Origin of the sequence: Niallia sp. FSL R7-0648, assembly GCF_038007005.1 — a bacterium.
GTDB classification, from domain to species: Bacteria; Bacillota; Bacilli; order Bacillales; family Cytobacillaceae; genus Niallia; species Niallia circulans.
Map to the genome: position 1 here is coordinate 3436550 of NZ_JBBOWE010000001.1, position 18941 is coordinate 3455490.

The 18941-nt window shown below is 34.9% G+C and carries 17 protein-coding genes and 1 other RNA gene; 3 read left to right on the forward strand and 15 right to left on the reverse strand.

Translation table 11 applies throughout. The features are described 5' to 3' along the window. The first annotated feature begins 295 nt into the window (after positions 1-295). The gene (locus NSQ89_RS16960; protein ID WP_144546336.1) at positions 296-1624 is read left to right on the forward strand and encodes an arsenic transporter; all 1329 of its coding nucleotides are present in this window, start codon (positions 296-298) and stop codon (positions 1622-1624) included. A gap of 142 nt (positions 1625-1766) precedes the next feature. Here the strand turns inward: NSQ89_RS16960 and NSQ89_RS16965 are convergent, their stop codons facing one another. The 4 genes from NSQ89_RS16965 to NSQ89_RS16980 form a co-directional block, all read right to left on the reverse strand. Continuing rightward, positions 1767-2435, reverse strand: coding sequence for a hypothetical protein (locus tag NSQ89_RS16965; RefSeq protein ID WP_047943802.1), 669 nt, complete (start codon positions 2433-2435; stop codon positions 1767-1769). A gap of 212 nt (positions 2436-2647) precedes the next feature. After that, positions 2648-4042: a DUF2642 domain-containing protein gene (locus NSQ89_RS16970; RefSeq protein ID WP_047943801.1), complete on the reverse strand. Its 1395-nt coding sequence runs from the start codon at positions 4040-4042 to the stop codon at positions 2648-2650. 143 nt (positions 4043-4185) lie between these two features. After that, positions 4186-4680: a hypothetical protein gene (locus tag NSQ89_RS16975; protein WP_047943800.1), complete on the reverse strand. Its 495-nt coding sequence runs from the start codon at positions 4678-4680 to the stop codon at positions 4186-4188. 168 nt (positions 4681-4848) lie between these two features. Continuing rightward, positions 4849-5922: a CotH kinase family protein gene (locus NSQ89_RS16980; RefSeq protein ID WP_047943799.1), complete on the reverse strand. Its 1074-nt coding sequence runs from the start codon at positions 5920-5922 to the stop codon at positions 4849-4851. A 252-nt stretch (positions 5923-6174) separates the two neighbouring features. Between NSQ89_RS16980 and NSQ89_RS16985 the strand changes: the two genes are divergently transcribed. Next, positions 6175-6702 (forward strand): hypothetical protein, encoded by a 528-nt coding sequence (locus tag NSQ89_RS16985; RefSeq protein WP_341132937.1) that lies wholly within the window; start codon positions 6175-6177, stop codon positions 6700-6702. Between the two features lie 611 nt (positions 6703-7313). Beyond that, positions 7314-7520 (forward strand): YozQ family protein, encoded by a 207-nt coding sequence (locus NSQ89_RS16990; protein ID WP_047943797.1) that lies wholly within the window; start codon positions 7314-7316, stop codon positions 7518-7520. A gap of 83 nt (positions 7521-7603) precedes the next feature. On the opposite strand, the gene NSQ89_RS16995 is transcribed toward NSQ89_RS16990, so the two are convergent. From NSQ89_RS16995 to secG, 11 genes are all read right to left on the reverse strand, one after another. Continuing rightward, complete coding sequence (locus NSQ89_RS16995) at positions 7604-9082, reverse strand: aldehyde dehydrogenase family protein (protein ID WP_341132938.1); 1479 nt, start codon at positions 9080-9082, stop codon at positions 7604-7606. A gap of 215 nt (positions 9083-9297) precedes the next feature. After that, the gene (locus NSQ89_RS17000; protein WP_341132939.1) at positions 9298-9486 is read right to left on the reverse strand and encodes a hypothetical protein; all 189 of its coding nucleotides are present in this window, start codon (positions 9484-9486) and stop codon (positions 9298-9300) included. Positions 9487-9625: 139 nt separating this feature from the next. Beyond that, on the reverse strand, positions 9626-10384 hold the full coding sequence (gene istB, locus NSQ89_RS17005; protein WP_061801337.1) for an IS21-like element helper ATPase IstB: 759 nt from the start codon (positions 10382-10384) through the stop codon (positions 9626-9628). After that, positions 10384-11673 (reverse strand): IS21 family transposase, encoded by a 1290-nt coding sequence (istA, locus tag NSQ89_RS17010; RefSeq protein WP_061801336.1) that lies wholly within the window; start codon positions 11671-11673, stop codon positions 10384-10386. The genes istB and istA overlap by 1 nt, the downstream gene beginning before the upstream one ends. 202 nt (positions 11674-11875) lie before the next feature. Next, positions 11876-12310: an HTH domain-containing protein gene (locus NSQ89_RS17015; protein ID WP_341132940.1), complete on the reverse strand. Its 435-nt coding sequence runs from the start codon at positions 12308-12310 to the stop codon at positions 11876-11878. Positions 12311-12755: 445 nt separating this feature from the next. Next, positions 12756-13114, reverse strand: a transfer-messenger RNA (tmRNA) gene (ssrA, locus tag NSQ89_RS17020). 158 nt (positions 13115-13272) lie between these two features. After that, positions 13273-13740: an SsrA-binding protein SmpB gene (smpB, locus tag NSQ89_RS17025; protein ID WP_016203855.1), complete on the reverse strand. Its 468-nt coding sequence runs from the start codon at positions 13738-13740 to the stop codon at positions 13273-13275. A gap of 119 nt (positions 13741-13859) precedes the next feature. After that, the gene (gene rnr, locus NSQ89_RS17030; protein WP_373694335.1) at positions 13860-16151 is read right to left on the reverse strand and encodes a ribonuclease R; all 2292 of its coding nucleotides are present in this window, start codon (positions 16149-16151) and stop codon (positions 13860-13862) included. Between the two features lie 66 nt (positions 16152-16217). Further along, a complete protein-coding gene (locus NSQ89_RS17035) occupies positions 16218-16961 on the reverse strand; it encodes an alpha/beta hydrolase (RefSeq protein ID WP_047943789.1) in 744 nt (247 codons plus the stop codon). Between the two features lie 251 nt (positions 16962-17212). Beyond that, a protein-coding gene (locus NSQ89_RS17040; RefSeq protein ID WP_341132941.1) for an IS3 family transposase occupies positions 17213-18375 on the reverse strand; the annotation gives its coding sequence in 2 pieces (ribosomal slippage) (positions 17213-18099 and positions 18099-18375; 1164 coding nt in all). Between the two features lie 123 nt (positions 18376-18498). Further along, positions 18499-18732: a preprotein translocase subunit SecG gene (secG, locus tag NSQ89_RS17045; RefSeq protein ID WP_341133169.1), complete on the reverse strand. Its 234-nt coding sequence runs from the start codon at positions 18730-18732 to the stop codon at positions 18499-18501. Positions 18733-18941: the final 209 nt, after the last annotated feature.

Genomic DNA, 18941 nt, shown 5'->3' on the forward strand with positions numbered 1-18941 from the left:
AAACTTGACTGCAGACTCTGTCTGATCCAGGGTATATGCAGTCTTCTTTTATAGTAAAGAATTGTATCATTGGCCTCTATGAAATACGTGCAACTATCTTAATAAGTTATATATCTTGCAGAGATACTAGCTGATTTTATCATAAATAGATTATTGTTTATAGCAGTCTGATGTAGTTAACGTATATATATAGTACAGGCATCGATAAAAGATAAATGAAGGAGCGTGAAATTATGATTCATAGTTCAGTATCTTGGAGGTGCGATAAGTGACTGATTTTGCATCAATATTTACCATTGCTTCATTCCTAACTACGATGATTTTGATCTTTTGGCGTCCTAAGGGAATGAACGAAGCAACTGCAGCAACCATTGGTGCCGTGTTAATCTTAATTAGTGGAAGTGTAACATTTTCTGATCTAGCAGATATTGGCTCAAAGGTTACTGAGGCAGCTATAACTATCATTGCTACAATGGTTATGGCATTAACAATGGAAAGCATTGGTTTTTTCCATTGGGCTGCTACCAGATTATTAAAAGCCGCAAAGGGATCTGGAAAAAAACTCTTTTGGCTGACTAACCTTCTTTGCTTTCTTATGACACTATTTCTCAATAACGATGGAAGTATCATAATAACTACACCTGTTCTACTGATGCTGTTTAGAAAAATTGGTATGAAGCAAAAGGAAAAATTTCCTTATTTAATTAGTGGAGCACTTATTGCAACTGCTTCTAGTGTTCCTATAGGTGTAAGTAATATTGTTAATTTAATCTCTTTAAAAATAATTGGTTTGGATCTTTATATGCAAACTGCTATGATGTTTGTCCCAGGAATAATTGGTTTAGCATTCCTCTATTTTATGTTGCTGGGAGTATTTTATCGACAACTGCCTAAAAAAATACCACTTGTTACCAAGAATATAGATTATAGACATATCTCTTCCTTGCATCCATTACTTTCAGATCCAAATACAGAAGAAACAAAGCGACAAACAAAACTAATGGTTGGTGTATTTGTGTTCATTTTTATGGTAAGAATTCTTCTATTTGTAGCCTCTTATTATCATATCCCCATCTCCATTGTTGCCGTAACTAGTTCTCTTCTTCTGTTAAGCTGGCGATGGATTTACTTGAAAGTAACTCCAAATGATATGTTGAAAAAAACACCTTGGGATATTTTTCTCTTTGCTTATTCTATGTATATTGTTGTCTATGGACTCCATAACATTGGACTAACAGGTTTCTTAGTTCAATTGGTTGAACCAACCATGGGGGAGCATTTGTTTAAAGGAAGTATAACAATGGGATTACTCTTGTCTGTAATGTCGAATATATTTAATAATCATCCCGCCTTAATGATTGGAACATTTACATTAACTGAAATGAATTTAGAGCCTGTCGTTCTAAAGACTTTATATTTAGCAAATATCATTGGAAGCGATATAGGATCATTGTTGATTCCCTCTGGAACATTAGCTACTTTGATTTGGATGCACATCTTAAAGCGGAATAAAGTAAATATATCTTGGGGGCAATATCTTAAAGTTACCATTCTTGTAATTCCAGCAACTGTATTGTTTACACTAGCCCTTCTTTATATGTGGATAGAACTATTTTTTTACTAATAGAATGCTTCTTTGAGATTGTACTTGAAAACATAGCGCTCTATCCAAAAGCACTTAAAAAAGAATATAACTAAAGGCATTAACTTTTTGATAAAGATTTAATGCCTTTTAACCAGATATAATATCTTACTTTAATGATATGTTATGGCAAATGAACAGATTTTATATGGGAAAGTTTCCAGAAAACTATATTTGCCTCTGCATTAACTAGTTCCACAATATTGTTTGAAATGTTTTGTATTAAACCAACCTTATTTGGATTCTCACCTAAATCAAAAACAAGCAAATGGCCGATATATTTTTTCAATTGCTCTTCAAAAGTACGAGCTAGTGGAATAGTAGAAGGAACAACAGGTAAATCGGTATTGCTTAGTGTGTAAGGGGTTAGATTTGTACTATATGGTATAAGCCACTTTATGTGCTGCATAGATAGAAAAACGGTTTTAAACACAGGAGAGTAAAATACGATATAGTCATTTAAAACACTAGTGATATAACCGTGTATAGACCTATTTCCTGTAACACATAGTTCAATAAATTGACCTTTTGCATTCATTAATATTTTTCGAAAAGATATTGGTTCTGACTCCTCCAGAAATGGCATTTCAGAATAAGGCTTCTCAAGTGAATCCTCTGAATTATTTCTTTTTTTTATATTATGAAGGTGTAGTAATGGGATATACATGTATTTCCGCCCATTGTACAGCACTAGAATGTCTAAACCATTATCTATTAAAATACCAGAGAAATAAGCTTTTCCGGAAATCTCGATATCAACTTCTTCGTCAATTAAATCCTTGAAATTATTCATTGATTTAGCTCCTTTACATTGTGCTCATATCAGAGAGTACCTATTATCTTAATCACTATTAGTACTCTTTTTTTTAAAGATAACCAAATGCATTCTGGAATTGTCTTGGATAGCGATGATTGGAATCCTTCAAACGGTTTGAGGATTTTCTAATTTTCAGCCGGATTGATAAGAGCGAAAAACTAAGATAATATAAAGGTGACTCTTGAGAATTACTTCTTTAATCGTTCATTTCTTAATTTTTTATACATATACTCAGCATGTTTCATTAGAGAATAATATTGTTTTTCTAATAGAAAATTCTGCTCTATAGGGTCTAAATTTTTTTCATTAGTTTCGACTGGTTTGACGTTTTTTTTTGTTCCAGAGGTAAGTTTTGTTTTTTTATTTTTTTTCTTATTTTTACAATTATAAAGTCTACCCAATTCATTTAATGGGTGGCTGATATAGCCAGGAGCCATTTCCATTTTTGGAATACTGCTATAGTTTTTTCTCTTAGCATTTTCTAATGGGGCTTTTTCTATAGCTGGCTTGCTAAAATCTTTTATGGTTGAAGAATCATCATACCCACCATTTTCCGATTGGTAATGAGTATCAGGATCTATAGCTGCTTCCTGATTAATAGTTAAAATGGGATTTTCTAATTTGCTATCTGAAATCAAATTTATAAAGGGATTCGCATTATAATTGGTAACAGTTTCCTTATCTCTTGAAGCAGCGTACAATTCATTAATAGTATCATTGCTAGTAGATGATGAAGATGTGTCTGTAATATTGGGGAAACTTAAACTTTCAGGAAAAGAAACAGCTTCCTGGGTTGCAATATTTTTCTCATTATCATTATCTTCTTTGCGAATCAGGTTATGTGCTGGTGTATTATCCATCAAATACTGTGATTGATTGTCTTCCACAACATCGTTATCTTTCACATGTATAATCTCTTCTTCGAGAATTTGGAATTGGGGAGATTGATTGTTTGTCAAAGGGAGATCTTTATCGTCTTTATGTTCAATATAGTCTTTTGCCTGAATATCTTCCTTTTGCTCAATGGCTGGTATATGGTTTATTACATGGAGAGATTCCTTTTCTTCCTTTTTAGCGTTGTCTTTCTCATCATGAACTTCTTCGTTGGAAATTGGGCTTTCTGCTGATAGATTACTACTGTCTGAAAGGGTAGATTCATTCTCATTATAGATTCCATTATAGATACCGACAATAAAGGATCTTTGTATATAGATTTGGTCATCCTCATTTAAGAGCATGACATAGTCTTCAGTTATTTGGCTTAATAGCCCAACAAAAAGCTGGTTGTTAATGCTTTGAATTGTTATCCAGCTATATTTAAAATCGTACAGCAAATCAAGCAAACTTTTCTTATTTTCGTGAGATAATAAAGAGGTTTGTGGAGAAATATTTTTTGCATTTTTTGTAATGGCGTGAATTTGATCATAGGCAAAATAAAATATCTTATCGTCTAATTGTAATACAATATGGTCCTCTTTCACATCAAGCAAAATTCCAACTATAGTTCGTGTGCTATTCAAAAAAATCCTAATCTTATAACCCTTTAATTGTTCTAGAGCCTGGGAAAAACTAAGCTCCTTCATTGCATAACCTCCTCACCCTATTAGGAAATCTCAAAAGGGTCTTCTCTAAAAGATGAAAAATGAAAAGTTAAAAAAGTTCCGTTATAACTTTCTAACAATTAATAATCCTTTTGAGATCAACCCTTATGAGATGATTATCCATTTTAGTCTATCTTTTCTTCTTTTTGTTCTTCTTGCTTCTCTTCCTTCTCTTCCTTTTCTTTCTCAGGCTTTTCAACTACTGCCCCATAGCTAATATTGTGGATATGGAACAAAGACAGTCTAATAATTTCTTCATTTGAAACAACTGTAACATAATCACTGTTGATGGCTTCTAAAACTCCTTCAATACTATCTTTGCCGCCGCGATTAATTTTGACCCAGTAGTATTCAAGTGAATCAAGTATTTCTGCAAAAGTTGAAGCTTCCTTATATTCAAAACTTTCAGGGATTACAAGTTCAAAAGGAAGTCCTTTCTTTGCATTTTCGGTAATACTCTTTATATGATGTAATTTATAATATACGATCCCATCATTTTCAATTAAGATTGTTAGAAAATCATCTCCTACTGCAAGCAGCAATCCAACTTTAGAATTGGGGCCACCTCTATCAATCTTTACAACTTTTCCTACTAATGTTTGTAATAATTCAACATTCATTCTCCCATTTCCCTCCTAATGATGTTTTCCCTGTATGTATATGTGTGCAGGAAAGATATTGTACTATTGCAATTGCCTATTTTATGGATAAAAACAGCATTTAGCTAAAAATAATAAGTGAAAATGGAAATGAAATTCCCGAAAAAAAACCGCTAAAATTCCACGGCATTAAGTCAGATTTTTTAACTGATTAGATAAGTACCTGTTTCTGTTTTGGATATAGGAGAGAATAAATTGTTTTTCCTTATCAAAAAAAGATGCAAGACGCGATGAAAAGGGGTCTTTTTCTATTTGAGGTTTTATTTTGGTAAATAGTTCTTCGATAATAGGAGATTGTGTTTTAGCAGTGAAGGAATCATTTAATATTTCCTCTAATATATTCTTATAGATTTTTCTAAATGCTGGGATATGAATGAGCCTCGCAGAAAGTGTGTTATATCCTTCTATAGGTACAACATCGTAATTTAACACTTTTCCATGTCTATTTCTACCCCATGTTCCATCGCAATCCCACGGAGATATCTCAAATAAATTGGTTGAACTATTGAAGTATATTGCATAGTTATGATCAAATCCATCAAAATGTTGTATACAGACAACTCCTGCAAGCCATTTTAGATATTTTTCGATATCCAGCATTTTAGGAATTATTTGTTCAAACTCAAGATTTAGTAATGTGTTGATTTTAAATAAAAGATCTGAGAATAATTGATTGCTATTACCTATTTGATATTTGGGAGTGTATCCCTGAAGTATCTCTTTTTTTGGTTTTCCCTCAACTGTTAATAATGAAAAATTGGCATCGTCATCTGTGGCATACAAGATGTCTCCATCTGCTAGATTTCTCTTTCTCAACAAGTATTCATCAAGGGACTCTATCTGTAGGTATATTCCTCTGTATTGACCGTTAATAGTCAAGAGAACATGCTGAGTCTGTGGGGAAAGAACACCAATGCTGTTGAAGAAATCCAAAGAAAGTTTACTGCGTATTAAAGAAGGATCCTTAGACTCCGCATTTAAATGAATTTCGTGTGTACCATTTACAGTAGAGGGATTTTGAAAAACAATGCTGTAAGATTTTTTTGTATGATTTCTAGTGGAATGACCACGATAAGATATTCCAATTAAATATTTATTCTTTCCTTCTTTGAGATAACCGGACACATAGTCATCACTCCAGATATCTTTTCTCAGATTTTTATAATCATTAGGATGAATGTAAATGTTGTATGTTTTCATCATTCTAACCTTCTCTCAATTTATTTATTAAATAAAATATGTACTATCTTTATTAAAGTTGCAGAAAAGGCTAGTATAAATCTTTGCAATGCAGTCAAAAGTCTAAACAGTACTTTCATTTAAAGCATAAGATGTATTAAACTTTTTGAAAGTGGTGGGGATTCTTGAGTGAAGATCTATTGGTAAAAGAAGCCATAAAACAAGCCATTGTGAATGGCTTAGATATTTTTCTAAATAACAATCCTATTGAACAGGATGAAGCTACAACAAATAATAAAAAATCCCATGGCGAGAAGGATAAATCTAAAGGCTGCAAATCTCATGGCAAGAAGGATAAATCTAAAGGCTGCAAATCCCATGGCAAGAAGGATAAATCTAAAGGCTGCAAATCTCATGGCAAGAAGGATAAATCTAAAGGCTGCAAATCTCATGGTGAGAAGGATAAATCTAAAGGCTGCAAATCTCATGGTGAGAAGGATAAATCTAAAGGCTGCAAATCTCATGGTGAGAAGGATAAATCTAAAGGCTGCAAATCTCATGGTGAGAAGGATAAATCTAAAGGCTGCAAATCTCATGGTGAGAAGGATAAATCTAAAGGCTGTAAATCTCATGGAGAGAAGGATAAATCCAGAGGCTGTAAATCTCATGGAGAGAAGGATAAATCCAGAGGCTGTAAATCTCACGGAGAAAAGGATAAGTCCAGAGGCTGTAAATCTTAGATTGGCAAAAATAAGTCTAAAAGAAAGTAAATCAATCAGTAAAAGGATAGTTAAATTCGTTTAGAAGTTTAGCAAGGATAATTAAGATGGGATGTGTTCATTAATTTTTAGACCCCCGTCTTTTTTTTGTTATTTTTAACTTTTAGTTAGGAAGCGAATAGAGATAGCTGCTGTGATACCCCCATATGAATACTGTTTTCCAATTAGTTGGTCGAATCTATGAAATTGATTTTCATGATAGCTTTCATTCACTTTTTAATTTGAGAAACATTTTTAATCCCATATTTCTGCATGATTTCCTTATTCGTAAACTGACCACTTTTAACACCCTGAATTAGTTTTTGTCTAATCGTGCCATTTTAGAAGGTATTTTATGCATCTCATTTATTTAGGTTAGTCTAGTACCTCATTTTCTTTGACATTCTCTTCACTCCAATGGTTATTGTTGATATTTTTCATTAAATAAGACTTCTTCAGCAACTGCATTTGACATTAACTCTAAGTCAACAATTGCGAATTTTTGAATGGATAAAATACTTAGGTAGAATCCAATACAGATAGTAATAATTGATATATTATATTCCATTTTTCACAAGTATAAAACTTCCATGAGTAATTTTTAGCATTAAGAAAAAAATAAACCTGTACTATTAATTTAAACAAGGAGTGATTGAAATGAAAAAACAGAATTCCGATCAAAGTACTGAACTTGCAGGACGTTACTATAACCCAAGTGATTATGAAAAAAAAGACCAACTTTCTTCTGGCTTGGCAACTACTCATGAACAAGCTACTGATACATATACAGAAGGAGAAATTGGCGCTGTAATTGATGATGTGGATGGCGAGGATATAGAGATAGGGAAGAATAGAACTAAATAACAAATAGAAAAAGGATGCATACTTTTGAGAGAAAGCATCCTTTTTCTATTTTTCATGCCTATGCTATGCTTGCTAAGAAATTGTTACTCTGGAATATATGGTAATTCAAGTGTTTTCGGGATATTAATTACATGGGTCTCTACATAAGATTTTAATCCTTCTTCTCCATACTCTCTTCCAACTCCAGATTGTTTCACCCCGCCAAATGGGAATCGCACATCCAAGCCTTGAACAGCTGCAGTATTAATCATTGTTGTGCCTGCCTCAATGCGACGGGCAACTTTAATTGCATGTTCTTCTTCGCCCCAAACAGAACTTGTTAGACCATAAATACTCTCATTGTGTAACTCAATTACTTGCTCTTCATCATCAAAAGGCAAAATTGGCACAGTCGGTCCAAATTGCTCTTCTACAACAATTGGATCATGAAAATCAGCGCCTAATACTAATGTAGGCTGCAGAAAATATCCATTATCCATTAATTCGGGATTGAGAATTTCCCCTAATGGAATCACTTTAGCCCCTTTACTTTTTGCATCTTCTACAAGACTTTTAACATATTTCACCTGATTTTTATTATTTACTGGTCCTACTGTTACATCAGGATGAAAAGGATCGCCAACGCGAATCCACTTATTCGCTGCTTCGATATATTTCTCTACGAAAGCATCATAGATTGATCGATGAACATAAATGCGTTTCGCTATCATACATATTTGTCCTGCGGTAAGGAAGTTTGAAATTACCATTCTTCGCATCGCTTTTTCATCATTTACATCAAAGTCTTCTAGCACGATCGCGGCATCATTTCCTCCTAGCTCCAGCGTCATCTTTTTAATCGTTTCAGAAGCAGCCTTCATAATACTCTTAGCTGTCTTCGTTCCACCCGTGAAAGCAATCTTTGCAACTTTTGGATTCGATGTAAGCTCTACCCCTACCTCTGCATCCCCATGGACAAGATTGAGCACACCTGGAGGAAATTCTTCTGCGATAATTTCTACTACTTTACTGACAGCTAAAGGAGCAAAGGGACTTGGTTTTACAACCATTGTATTTCCAGTTAACAAGGCTGGTGCTATTTTAATAGTGGATAAAGAAATAGGATAATTCCATGGAGAAATAGCGGAAACCACACCTACTGGATCAAATGTAATGATTGTTCTCCCATTTTCATGCTTTTTTTCTTGGGGAGCAACAACTTTCTTTACATTCTTGCATGCAAATTCCATCCACATGATAGAGATTGCTATTTCACCTTTGGAATCATATAAAGCTTTCCCATGTTCCCGAGATAACAAAGTAGCTATTTCAGGTGTTGCATCCTTTAATTTTTGAATAGCTCGTTCCATTCTTTCGATCCGCTCATCTACATCCGTCCAAGCCCAGTCTTTTAACGCATCATAAGCTGCATCAATCGCTAGTACCGTTTCTTCTTTCGTATTAAGAGGTGCATATCCTACAATCTCATCCGGATGTGTTGGATTTTCACGTGGAGCTTGCTTTTCAGTTGGTACTTTCTCTCCATTGATAATGGCATGTATAGTAATTGGTTCTGTTTGCATATTCCGAATCCTCCTTGCAGGAACTATTTTACTTCATTAGTATGAATTAGGTTGTTTAGGTATATACAGTGAAAACGATAAAAACAAATAGATTTTCTTGAGAGACTAATAATCCCTATAACTGAAATACAGTAACACTATATTAACTTATACACTTTTTAGTAGGGGATTAATCTAAAAAAACTACTTTTTTGTGAAAAGTAGATGAATAAGGACTAAGCAGTTTGTCTGTAAAGGCGAACATTTCCTCCTTTAACTATTTGAAATATCTCCTGAACATCCTCTAAAATCTTATATGCCAATTCAAATTTTTCATAATCTAAAGATTGCTCTACTTCCTTTCCTTCGCGGATCTCATATCCATGTCGGATACGGTATATCGTAATAATTAAATGCACTAACAAACTACTTAATTTCCCCGTGGGAATATCATAGATATACTTATTTAGATTCTCAATCACCACTGTTGACAGTAAGTTTAATTCTTCTTTATAAATGTCAACACAAATATGTACATTTTCGCTCGTTTAAGGATGTACAAAATCACTCGTTTTCTTGCACTAAATGATCCTTTAAACGATAGGAATTTCCCACCATTGTCACAACCTTCGCATGGTGTAAGATGCGATCTAAGATGGCATTTGCCAGCTTAGGCTCCTGAAATACTTCATCCCATGCCTTAAAGTTTACGTTCGTTGTTAAGATCGTACTGCGCTTTTCATATCGCATGTCAATCAGTTGGAAAAATAATTTCGCATCTTCTTGATCAATTGGCAAATAACCAATCTCATCAATGATTAATAGTTTATATTTTGTATAATGTTTTAGACGAGTTTCTAAGCGGTTCTCCAATCGTGCTCGTCTTAAATTCTGAATTAAATCATGGCATTTAATGAAATAGGTACTTGTTCTTTTCTTTGCTGCCGCAATCCCTATGGCGGTGGCCAAGTGTGTTTTGCCAACACCACTTGGTCCTAAGAAAACAATATTCTCGTTCTCTTCAATAAAGCGAAAGGTTAGAAAATCTTGAATCTGTTGCTGATTGACTGAGGTTTGGAAAGTGAAATCAAAATCTTTTATTTCTTTCATATGTGGAAATGCAGCCACCTTTACCATCGACTGCGTCATATTTTGTTCTCGCACATCAATTTCATAGTTGGTTAACTTGATTAACGTATCAATAAATGACAGCTGGTTCTGGACTCCGAAATCAATTACTTCATTTAAATGTAGAGTCATTTGCTTCAGCTTTAGATACTCTAGGTTTCTTAATAATTGTTGATAATTAGTGGATAGATTCATTATTTATACACTTCTCCAATCGTTGCTAGATTTTTCTTTGCCAAATCATCGATTTCCGGATAGTTATAGTAAGGGGCTGAAACAGCCAAACCTGCTTTATAATGTGCTTCCTGATAATTTAGCTTCGCTTTGCTGATTGGATGCTGTGCAATAAGTTTCATGTTATAATAAATCCATAAGTTGTTATCATACACTTGTAAACCTACTTTCTTTCCTTGATATTCTGGTGGTACGGAATACTGGTTTGATTTGTAGGAGATCATGTTGGATGCATTGACTTTTACTTGTGTGTGCTTAATGCGATAGGAATCTCTTACTTTATCAGTTGGTAGCTGGAGTAAGTGGTTCCTTTCTTTTTTATATTCAATCATTGGTATTCTTCCTGTCCCTTGGTGAATCTGGTGATTCACTCTGTTGGCTAACTCTTGTATAAATTGATGCAGTTCCTCTAAAGAGAATTGTCCTTGATAGGCATGAATTTCGTCTAACAATTTCATTGTCGTTTCGACTTTTCCCTTTGTCCTTGGTCTGCCAGCGATACAGGCTTTCACTTTAAAGCCAAAGTCTTTTGCGAATTGCTCAAACTTTGCATTCACTTTACCCGGATAATGTTCCGTTCTTGCTTCATCCATCACTGTTTTCATATTATCCGTAAGGAGTTCCTCAGGAACACCGCCAAACGTTTCAAAAGCTTCTGTTAGAAAGGAAAACAGCGTACTTTGTGACTTGGAAATACTCAAGTGGAATACTCGCAATCTTGAAGTAGATAGAATAAGCGCAGCTACATTGATCTCGACCTGCTCGCCATCTTTTGTTTCATATTGAATATTTTCCTTCCAATCTAATTGAGCTTGTTTACCTGGCGGAGTTTCATAGCGAACCGTCCCCTTCGGAGAAGCAATACGTTTGTCCTCCACAAAGTAAGCATTAAATTCAGGTATTCGAGCGATATAGGCTCGAAAGGTCGAAGCACCACAGTCTAAACCGTGATTATCCTTTAAGTACTGCCAAAGCACCCGCCGATAATAAAACACCTGTTTAGAATCCTCAGATAAAAGAGCAGCGATCACTTCATAATATTCATCAATTTTTGAGGACTTTTTTCTTGTCCTCTTGGGGACAAAACCATTTAGATATTTCTCAACTGTTCGTCGATCTACTCCAAGTTCTTCAGCCAATTTACTCTTATTAATTTTCATTTTCATATGCTCCATTATTTGTTTGAATTTTGGTAAGTCTGAAAGACTATTAATCTCAAAATTAACATCGACATTTAATGATATATACATGACTAGTCACCTCAAGACTAGTATGTAAAATGAAAGCAAATTTGTACATATTTATCCAAGCATTATTGTACATATTTAAAATAGCATTTCTACTTCTTCTAAAACCCAGCCACCGAAGCGGACTAATAATTCTTTATACAGCTCTTTTATTGTCATAAAGTTTTTCTCTACTAAACTCTCAAGTAGTAATCTTTTGTCAAATTCATCCCCCTCTAAATCGAATCCCTTGAAAAACTAATGCTTCCACGGATAAAATTCTTTTTTGGGAGGTAATCATTTGAGAAATTCGTTGAATATCTGACCGAATCGTTTGTGGAGAGAAATAAATCATTTGGGATAATTGTTCGTATGTTGTCCATTCCTTTGTATCTAGATGTGCCTTTACAATATAAAATGCACGCTCCTCAAATTCAATATGATGTCTCTGTTTAAAACCAACTAACTCACCTTCAAGTTGATAACCTTGGCGTTTATTTGAAATAATGCGTGCACCAATGAGATAGTTATCATTCAAATCTTTAATGTCGTTTCTCACCGTTCTGGAACTAATATTTAGCTGTTCACTAATATCATTTCCTGTTACAAACCCATCTGAATTTTGAAGTATGTGAAGAAGCTTGGTATATCTGTCTCTCATAGTGAATACCTCCTGTATCTACATCATAAAAAAGAAAGCATTTTCACGCTATTTTGTTCTTTTTCCTATTGATAATGGTAAACTTTAATGATAGTTACAATGAAACTTTGTGTGCAAATGTTTTAGCTGCTGGTTCATTTGTCATTAGTGAATTGAATCGAAAAGCATTGATGGAAAAGATTAAAAAGAGGAGTCTGAGAAAAGAATGATAACGCACAGGAGTGTTATAATTAATAACTAGAGGAAACTTGTTTTAGAATCTATACTTCCACTCAATATAAACTAATTAAAAGCCCTTTCCTATTTAACAAAAACAAAAAGACAGGATTCCTATAGTACAGAAATCACTGTCTTTTTGGACCAAAAATAAATGGGAAATGAAAAGTCTATTCATTTCCATTAGATCTAGTATTTAATAAAAAATAAAAACCACCAAATATGTATTTGGTGGAGACGGAGGGAGTCGAACCCTCGTCCAGAAATATCGGCACTTAAGCTTCTACGAGTGTAGTCAACATATTCGCATTTCGCTTATTCTTCTGCCTGTTGACAGGCGTCCGATAAGCTAGTCTGGTTGTTCTCTTCCTTCTTCCTCAGACGGTGGAATCCGGCGTAGCCCACTTAAAGTGAGTCCCTGACCCTACCACATGGGCGATGGAGGGAGGAACCGCTAAGCGCTATTAAGCAGCTAAAGCGAAGTTGTTTTGTTGTTTGCCAGTTATAGGCTTTGACGTTTTAACGAGGCCGATCCCCTCGACTCGCAACCTAAGCTCGAACTATCCCTGTCGAATCCGTAGCGTCCCCATTATAGGATAAAATCAAGTAATTGTTACATTACAAGATTCTTAGCATTTAAGCTTAACGTTTCGGAAGCTCTGAAATAGGAGCTTAAAGTTATGTTGTCTTATCGACATAAATTATTATAACATAACTGGAGCGTATTTCAATTGTAAAGTTTTGGATTACATTTTTTGCCTTTCACGTAAAGCACGTTCAATACTGCGATTTGCTTCTTTACGTTTTAAAGTTTCACGCTTGTCATAGTTCTTTTTACCCTTACCTAGACCAATCAAAACCTTTGCATAGCCATTTTTAAAATACAGTTTCAGTGGAACTAAAGCATAGCCCGCTTCTTTTGTATCCCCGATTAACTTATTAATTTGTTTGCGATGTAATAAAAGCTTTCTTGTTCTTAATGGATCATGATTATAGCGATTTCCTTGTTCATATGGACTGATATGCATCCCTAATAGAAATACCTCGCCATTAATAATCCGCGCATATGATTCCTTCAGATTTACTCTTCCTGCACGAATCGCTTTAATTTCTGTTCCTTGGAGAACAATTCCTGCCTCATAAGTCTCTTCAATAAAATAGTCATGGTTTGCTTTTTTATTCTGTGCTACTAATTTCCCTTCACCTTTTGGCATGTCTCTTCCCCCTACTCTGCCAATAATTTTATCAAAAGAATGCTTAATATACAAACATCCTCTGCATGTGGCTTCTTCATCCAAAAGAAACCACATGCATAAATGCATCTATTTATCTCTTAGCGTTTCTTTTTCTTTCTCTTTGCTTTTGGAGCATTCTCGAAGTGTTTTCTATCATTCTTTCCTTTACGTCTTGATTCACCTGTTTTTCCTTTACGATCCGTATCTCTATCTGATTTGCCTTTACGCGGGGCACGAGAGACACTGCCAGTAGAAAATACCTTCCCTTCTTTCTTCGGATCTCTGCGGCGTGTTCCCTTCATTCCAACTATTTCAAAGTCAATGGCACGTTCCTCTTTGTTAACATTCACAACGCGAACAGTAATTTCGTCTCCAATACGGAAAACCTTCCCTGTTCGCTCGCCAATCATAGCAAAATGACGCTCATCATAACGATAGTAATCATCCGTCATATAGCTTACATGGACAAGTCCTTCAATCGTATTCGTAAGTTCCACAAACATACCAAAATTCGTAACAGAACTAATAATACCATCATATTCTTCGCCAATTTTATCAAGCATGTACTCTGATTTTTTCAGTTCATCCGTTTCACGTTCTGCTTCTACTGATCTTCTTTCCATACTAGAGGAGTGCTCAGCAATTTCTGTTAGGCGGCTGTTCCACTTTTCTTGTGTAGCAGAACTAATATCCCCTTCAATTAAATACGTACGAATTAAACGATGTACGATTAAATCCGGATACCGTCTAATCGGCGATGTAAAATGCGTATAAAATTCTGTTGATAAACCAAAATGCCCTAAGCTTTCTGGATAGTATTTAGCCTGCTGCATGGAACGCAGCATGACAGTCGAAATGACCATCTCTTCAGGAGTTCCCTGTACTGACTCAATAATTTCTTGTAACGCTCTTGGATGAACAGAGTTCGCTGTACCTTTCACGATATAACCAAAGTTTGTAATAAACTCGAAAAATCTTCTCAGCTTTTCCTCTTTTGGATCTTCATGAATACGGTAAATAAATGGAACCTGCATCCAATGAAAATGTTCCGCAACTGTTTCGTTGGCAACAAGCATAAACTCTTCAATTAGTTTTTCTGCGACAGAACGTTCTCTTAAAATAACATCCTGTGGCTTTCCATCTTCATCTACAATTACTTTAGATTCTTTAAAGTCAAAATCAATGGCACCACGAGTCATCCGTTTTTTGCGCAGGATGGCTGCTAGCTCCTCCATTCGTTCAAACATCGGGACAAGACCTTCATACTTGGCTCTCAACTCTTCATCTTTATCATGTAGAATCGAGTTCACATCAGCATATGTCATACGTTCCGTTGTTTTAATGACACTTTGAAAAATTTCATGTGAAACTACTTCTCCCTCAGGCGAAATTTCCATCTCACAGGAAAGAGTTAAGCGATCAACCTTGGGATTTAAGGAACAAATTCCATTAGATAAACGGTGCGGAATCATTGGAATAACACGGTCAACTAAATAGACGCTAGTACCTCTCTCCTCGGCTTCTACATCTATTGGTGAGTTTTCCGTTACATAGTAAGAAACATCTGCAATATGAACTCCTAATTTATAATTACCGTTCCCTAACATCGTGACTGTAACGGCATCATCCAAATCTTTCGCATCTGCCCCATCAATCGTGACAATAGTTTCATTGCGCAAATCACGTCTATTGGCAATTTCCTTTTCATCAATCGTATCTGGTGCACTATTCGCTTGTTCTAACACGTTATCTGGAAAGGCAAGTGGTAATCCATGCTTATGAATTACCGATAAAATATCGACACCAGGGTCATTTTTATGTCCTAGTATTTTAACAACTTCTCCCTCAGCATTCTTTCTGCCTTCAGGGTAAGAAGTTAATTTTACGACAACCTTATGACCTTCTATTGCCCCTTTTGTGCTGCCTTTTGGAATAAAAATATCTGTCGCGATTTTTTTGTCATCAGGGATCACAAAGCCAAAATGCTTGCTCTCTGAATATGTACCAACAATTTGCTGTACGCCTCTTTCAATAATTCGTACAATCGTTCCTTCTCTTCTTTGTCCAGAGCTTTCAGAAGTGACACGTGCTAATACAATATCACCATTTAACGCAGTTTTAACTTCATTTGGCGGGATAAAAATGTCATCCATACCTTGTTCTTCAGGAATAACAAAAGCAAATCCTTTTGCATGACCAGCTAATTTCCCCCGAATAAGGTTCATCTTCTCTGGAAGTCCATAGCGATTGCTTCTTGTCCGAACAACTAGCCCCTTCTCTTCCATCTGTACAAGTGCCTTGACAAAATCTTTAAAGTGAGAAGAATCCTCTATTCCGAAAGCTTCTTCTAGCTCTTGCACGGTTAGTGGTTTATATGCTTCATCTTTCATATAAGTTAATAGCTTCTCGACATTTTCCTTAATTATATCTTCCAAACAAAAAACCTCCTTTACATCTTATTCATTCCAATCTAGTTTTTCTAAAAACTGATAGAAATCTTCAAAAACTTTTTCTTTTTCTTTATCATGTGTAATAACATGTCCAGAGTTTTCATACCATTTAATATCTTTTTGAATCGATTCCACTTCTTCATATATGATATTCGCACTATTTGTATCAATCATTTGATCATGTCGTGCCTGAATAACAAAAACTGGTGAATAAATAAGATCAACCGATTCTCTTACTTCTTTGATTAAATTTTGTAATTCCTTTAATGTATTCATTGGCTTAAATTGAGCCATTTCCTGCTCAATAACTTCTTCTGATTTCTTCTCTCGCTGCTTATAATTACGAGCATATTCAAGTACGCCTTCATACATAACATCTTCACTTTTAATGTACATTGGAGCACACATAGTTACGATACCCTTTACAGGTACAGTGTAACCTAATTTAAGGGAAAATACCCCTCCTAAAGAAAGACCTCCGACGGCAATTTCTTCAAACCCCATCTCCTTTAAATGCTGGTATCCTTCCGTGACATCCTTCCACCAATCCTTTGGACCGTATTCCACTAATTCCTCTGGCGGTACCCCATGACCTTTATATAAAGGTACATAGCAAGTATAGCCCTTTGTATTTAAATATCTGCCAAGTAAGCGTACATCTGATGTATTTCCCGTAAAGCCATGCAATAAAAGCACTGCACGTTTATTATCTCCTTTAAAGGTTAATGGTTTCTGTTCTACTATTTTCATTAGATAAACGCTCCTTTGTCTTATTATTTTCTCCTTCGCCCTATTCTATAATATAAAGTGACCAATTTATTAGAAAAAGAACTATCCTTTTATTTTAGTAAAAAAGAAAAGAAAGAATCCAGTGATATGATTACACCTTCCTATAGCTCCTTTATAAATCTTATTTATGTACAACTCCACTTGTTTTCCGAAAAAAAACCTGACCTTTCTTAGACTGACCTAGCAATATGGGACAGTAATAAAACACCTTCTTAGGCTGCCATATTACCAAACTCTATTGGTGTGTAGTAGCCTAATTTTTCTTGAATACGTTCTTCGTTATAATATCTCATAAATTGATCTACACGCTCTTTTACTTCTTTTAAAGATAAAGAATGGAATTTAACATACTGAAATTCCTCTGATTTTAGATTAGAATGAAAGGACTCAATGACGGCATTGTCCCAACAGTTTCCTCTGCGTGACATACTACTGACTAAATTTTGCTCTCTGACCCGACTTTGATACGCATAAGAAGCATAGACACTGCCTTGATCGGAGTGGATGATTATTCCTTCAGGATTCCCTCGTTTTTCTAGTGCTTCATCCAAGGTATCCATTACTAAAGAAGTTTGTTGATGGGGATAAAGCTTATAGGCAACGATTTGATTGTTATACAAATCCATGATGGTAGATAAATATAAAGTATCTGGACCATATTGAATATAGGTAATATCCGTTACCCATTTTTCGTTAGGATTGCTTGCATAAAATTCTCGCTGTAATAAATTGGGCGCAACAATGACCGATTCCCCCTGTGATTTCCACCTTCTCTTTTGCTTTATTCTACACTGAAGATGATATTTTTGCATAATCCGTTGAACAGTATTACGGTTTAATTTAATTTGATAATTACGCTTTAACAGCTCTTTGATCTTCCGGTGTCCATATCGGTACTTTGTTTCTTTGCAGAGGGAAATAATTGTTTCCTCCTCCTTAGATAACTCCATTGGTTGCGAAGATGCCCAGCGATAATACGTAGATCTTGGAACATGTAAAGCAGATAAAATAGCTGATACAGTATATTTTTTTCGTAATGTCTGTACTAATTGGAGGACAATTTCCTTTTCAACTCCTTTTCGATTTCCAAATACTTTTTTAAGATTTCATTTTCCTGCTTTAAGTGATTCATTTGACGTTCTTTTTTATCTTCATCACTTGAATTATCTGGACCATGCCCGTATGAATACTGTTTTCCTATAGGTTGATCGAATCGATGAACTTGATTTTCCCGATACCATTTCATCCACGTTTTGATTTGAGAAACATTTTTAATTCCATATTTCTGCATGATTTCTTGATTCGTAAACTGACCACTCATCTTATCTTTAACAACTGCCCATTTAACCTCACTTGAATATATGTTTTTGCCCACGCAAAACACCTCCGAGTTAGTACTTTGTTTAAGTGTACCATTCGAAGGTGTTTTATAGTGTCTCATTTATTTAGGTTAGTCTATTCTTGGCCAGGTTTTTTTCATCTATACCGAATTTCGTTATTATAGATCAAAATAACTAACTGCAATCGTTAAGACAAAGAATAAAATTGCTAAAACGATTGTTGCATTGTGAAGGATTAATTCTAAACCACGTGCTTTTTGTTTACCAAATAACTGCTCTGCACCACCAGAAATTGCTCCAGATAGTCCAGCACCCTTACCATTTTGAAGAAGTACTACTACGATTAATGCAATCGCAACGATAATCAATAAAGTAATCAAAACTGTGTGTATCATATCAAACACCTCCATTAAAACCAACCTACATTAATTTAAATGTATCATATTTTATGTTTTGTCACAATAGTATGTCGCCTCTTTGTCATAATAATTAGTAGAATACACTTTGGGATAGTAGATAATGATTGAGAAGTCTCTTAAAAAGGATATATGTATTTCGTTTTTATGTCTGTTATGTTTACGAGTAGAGAGAATGACTCTCT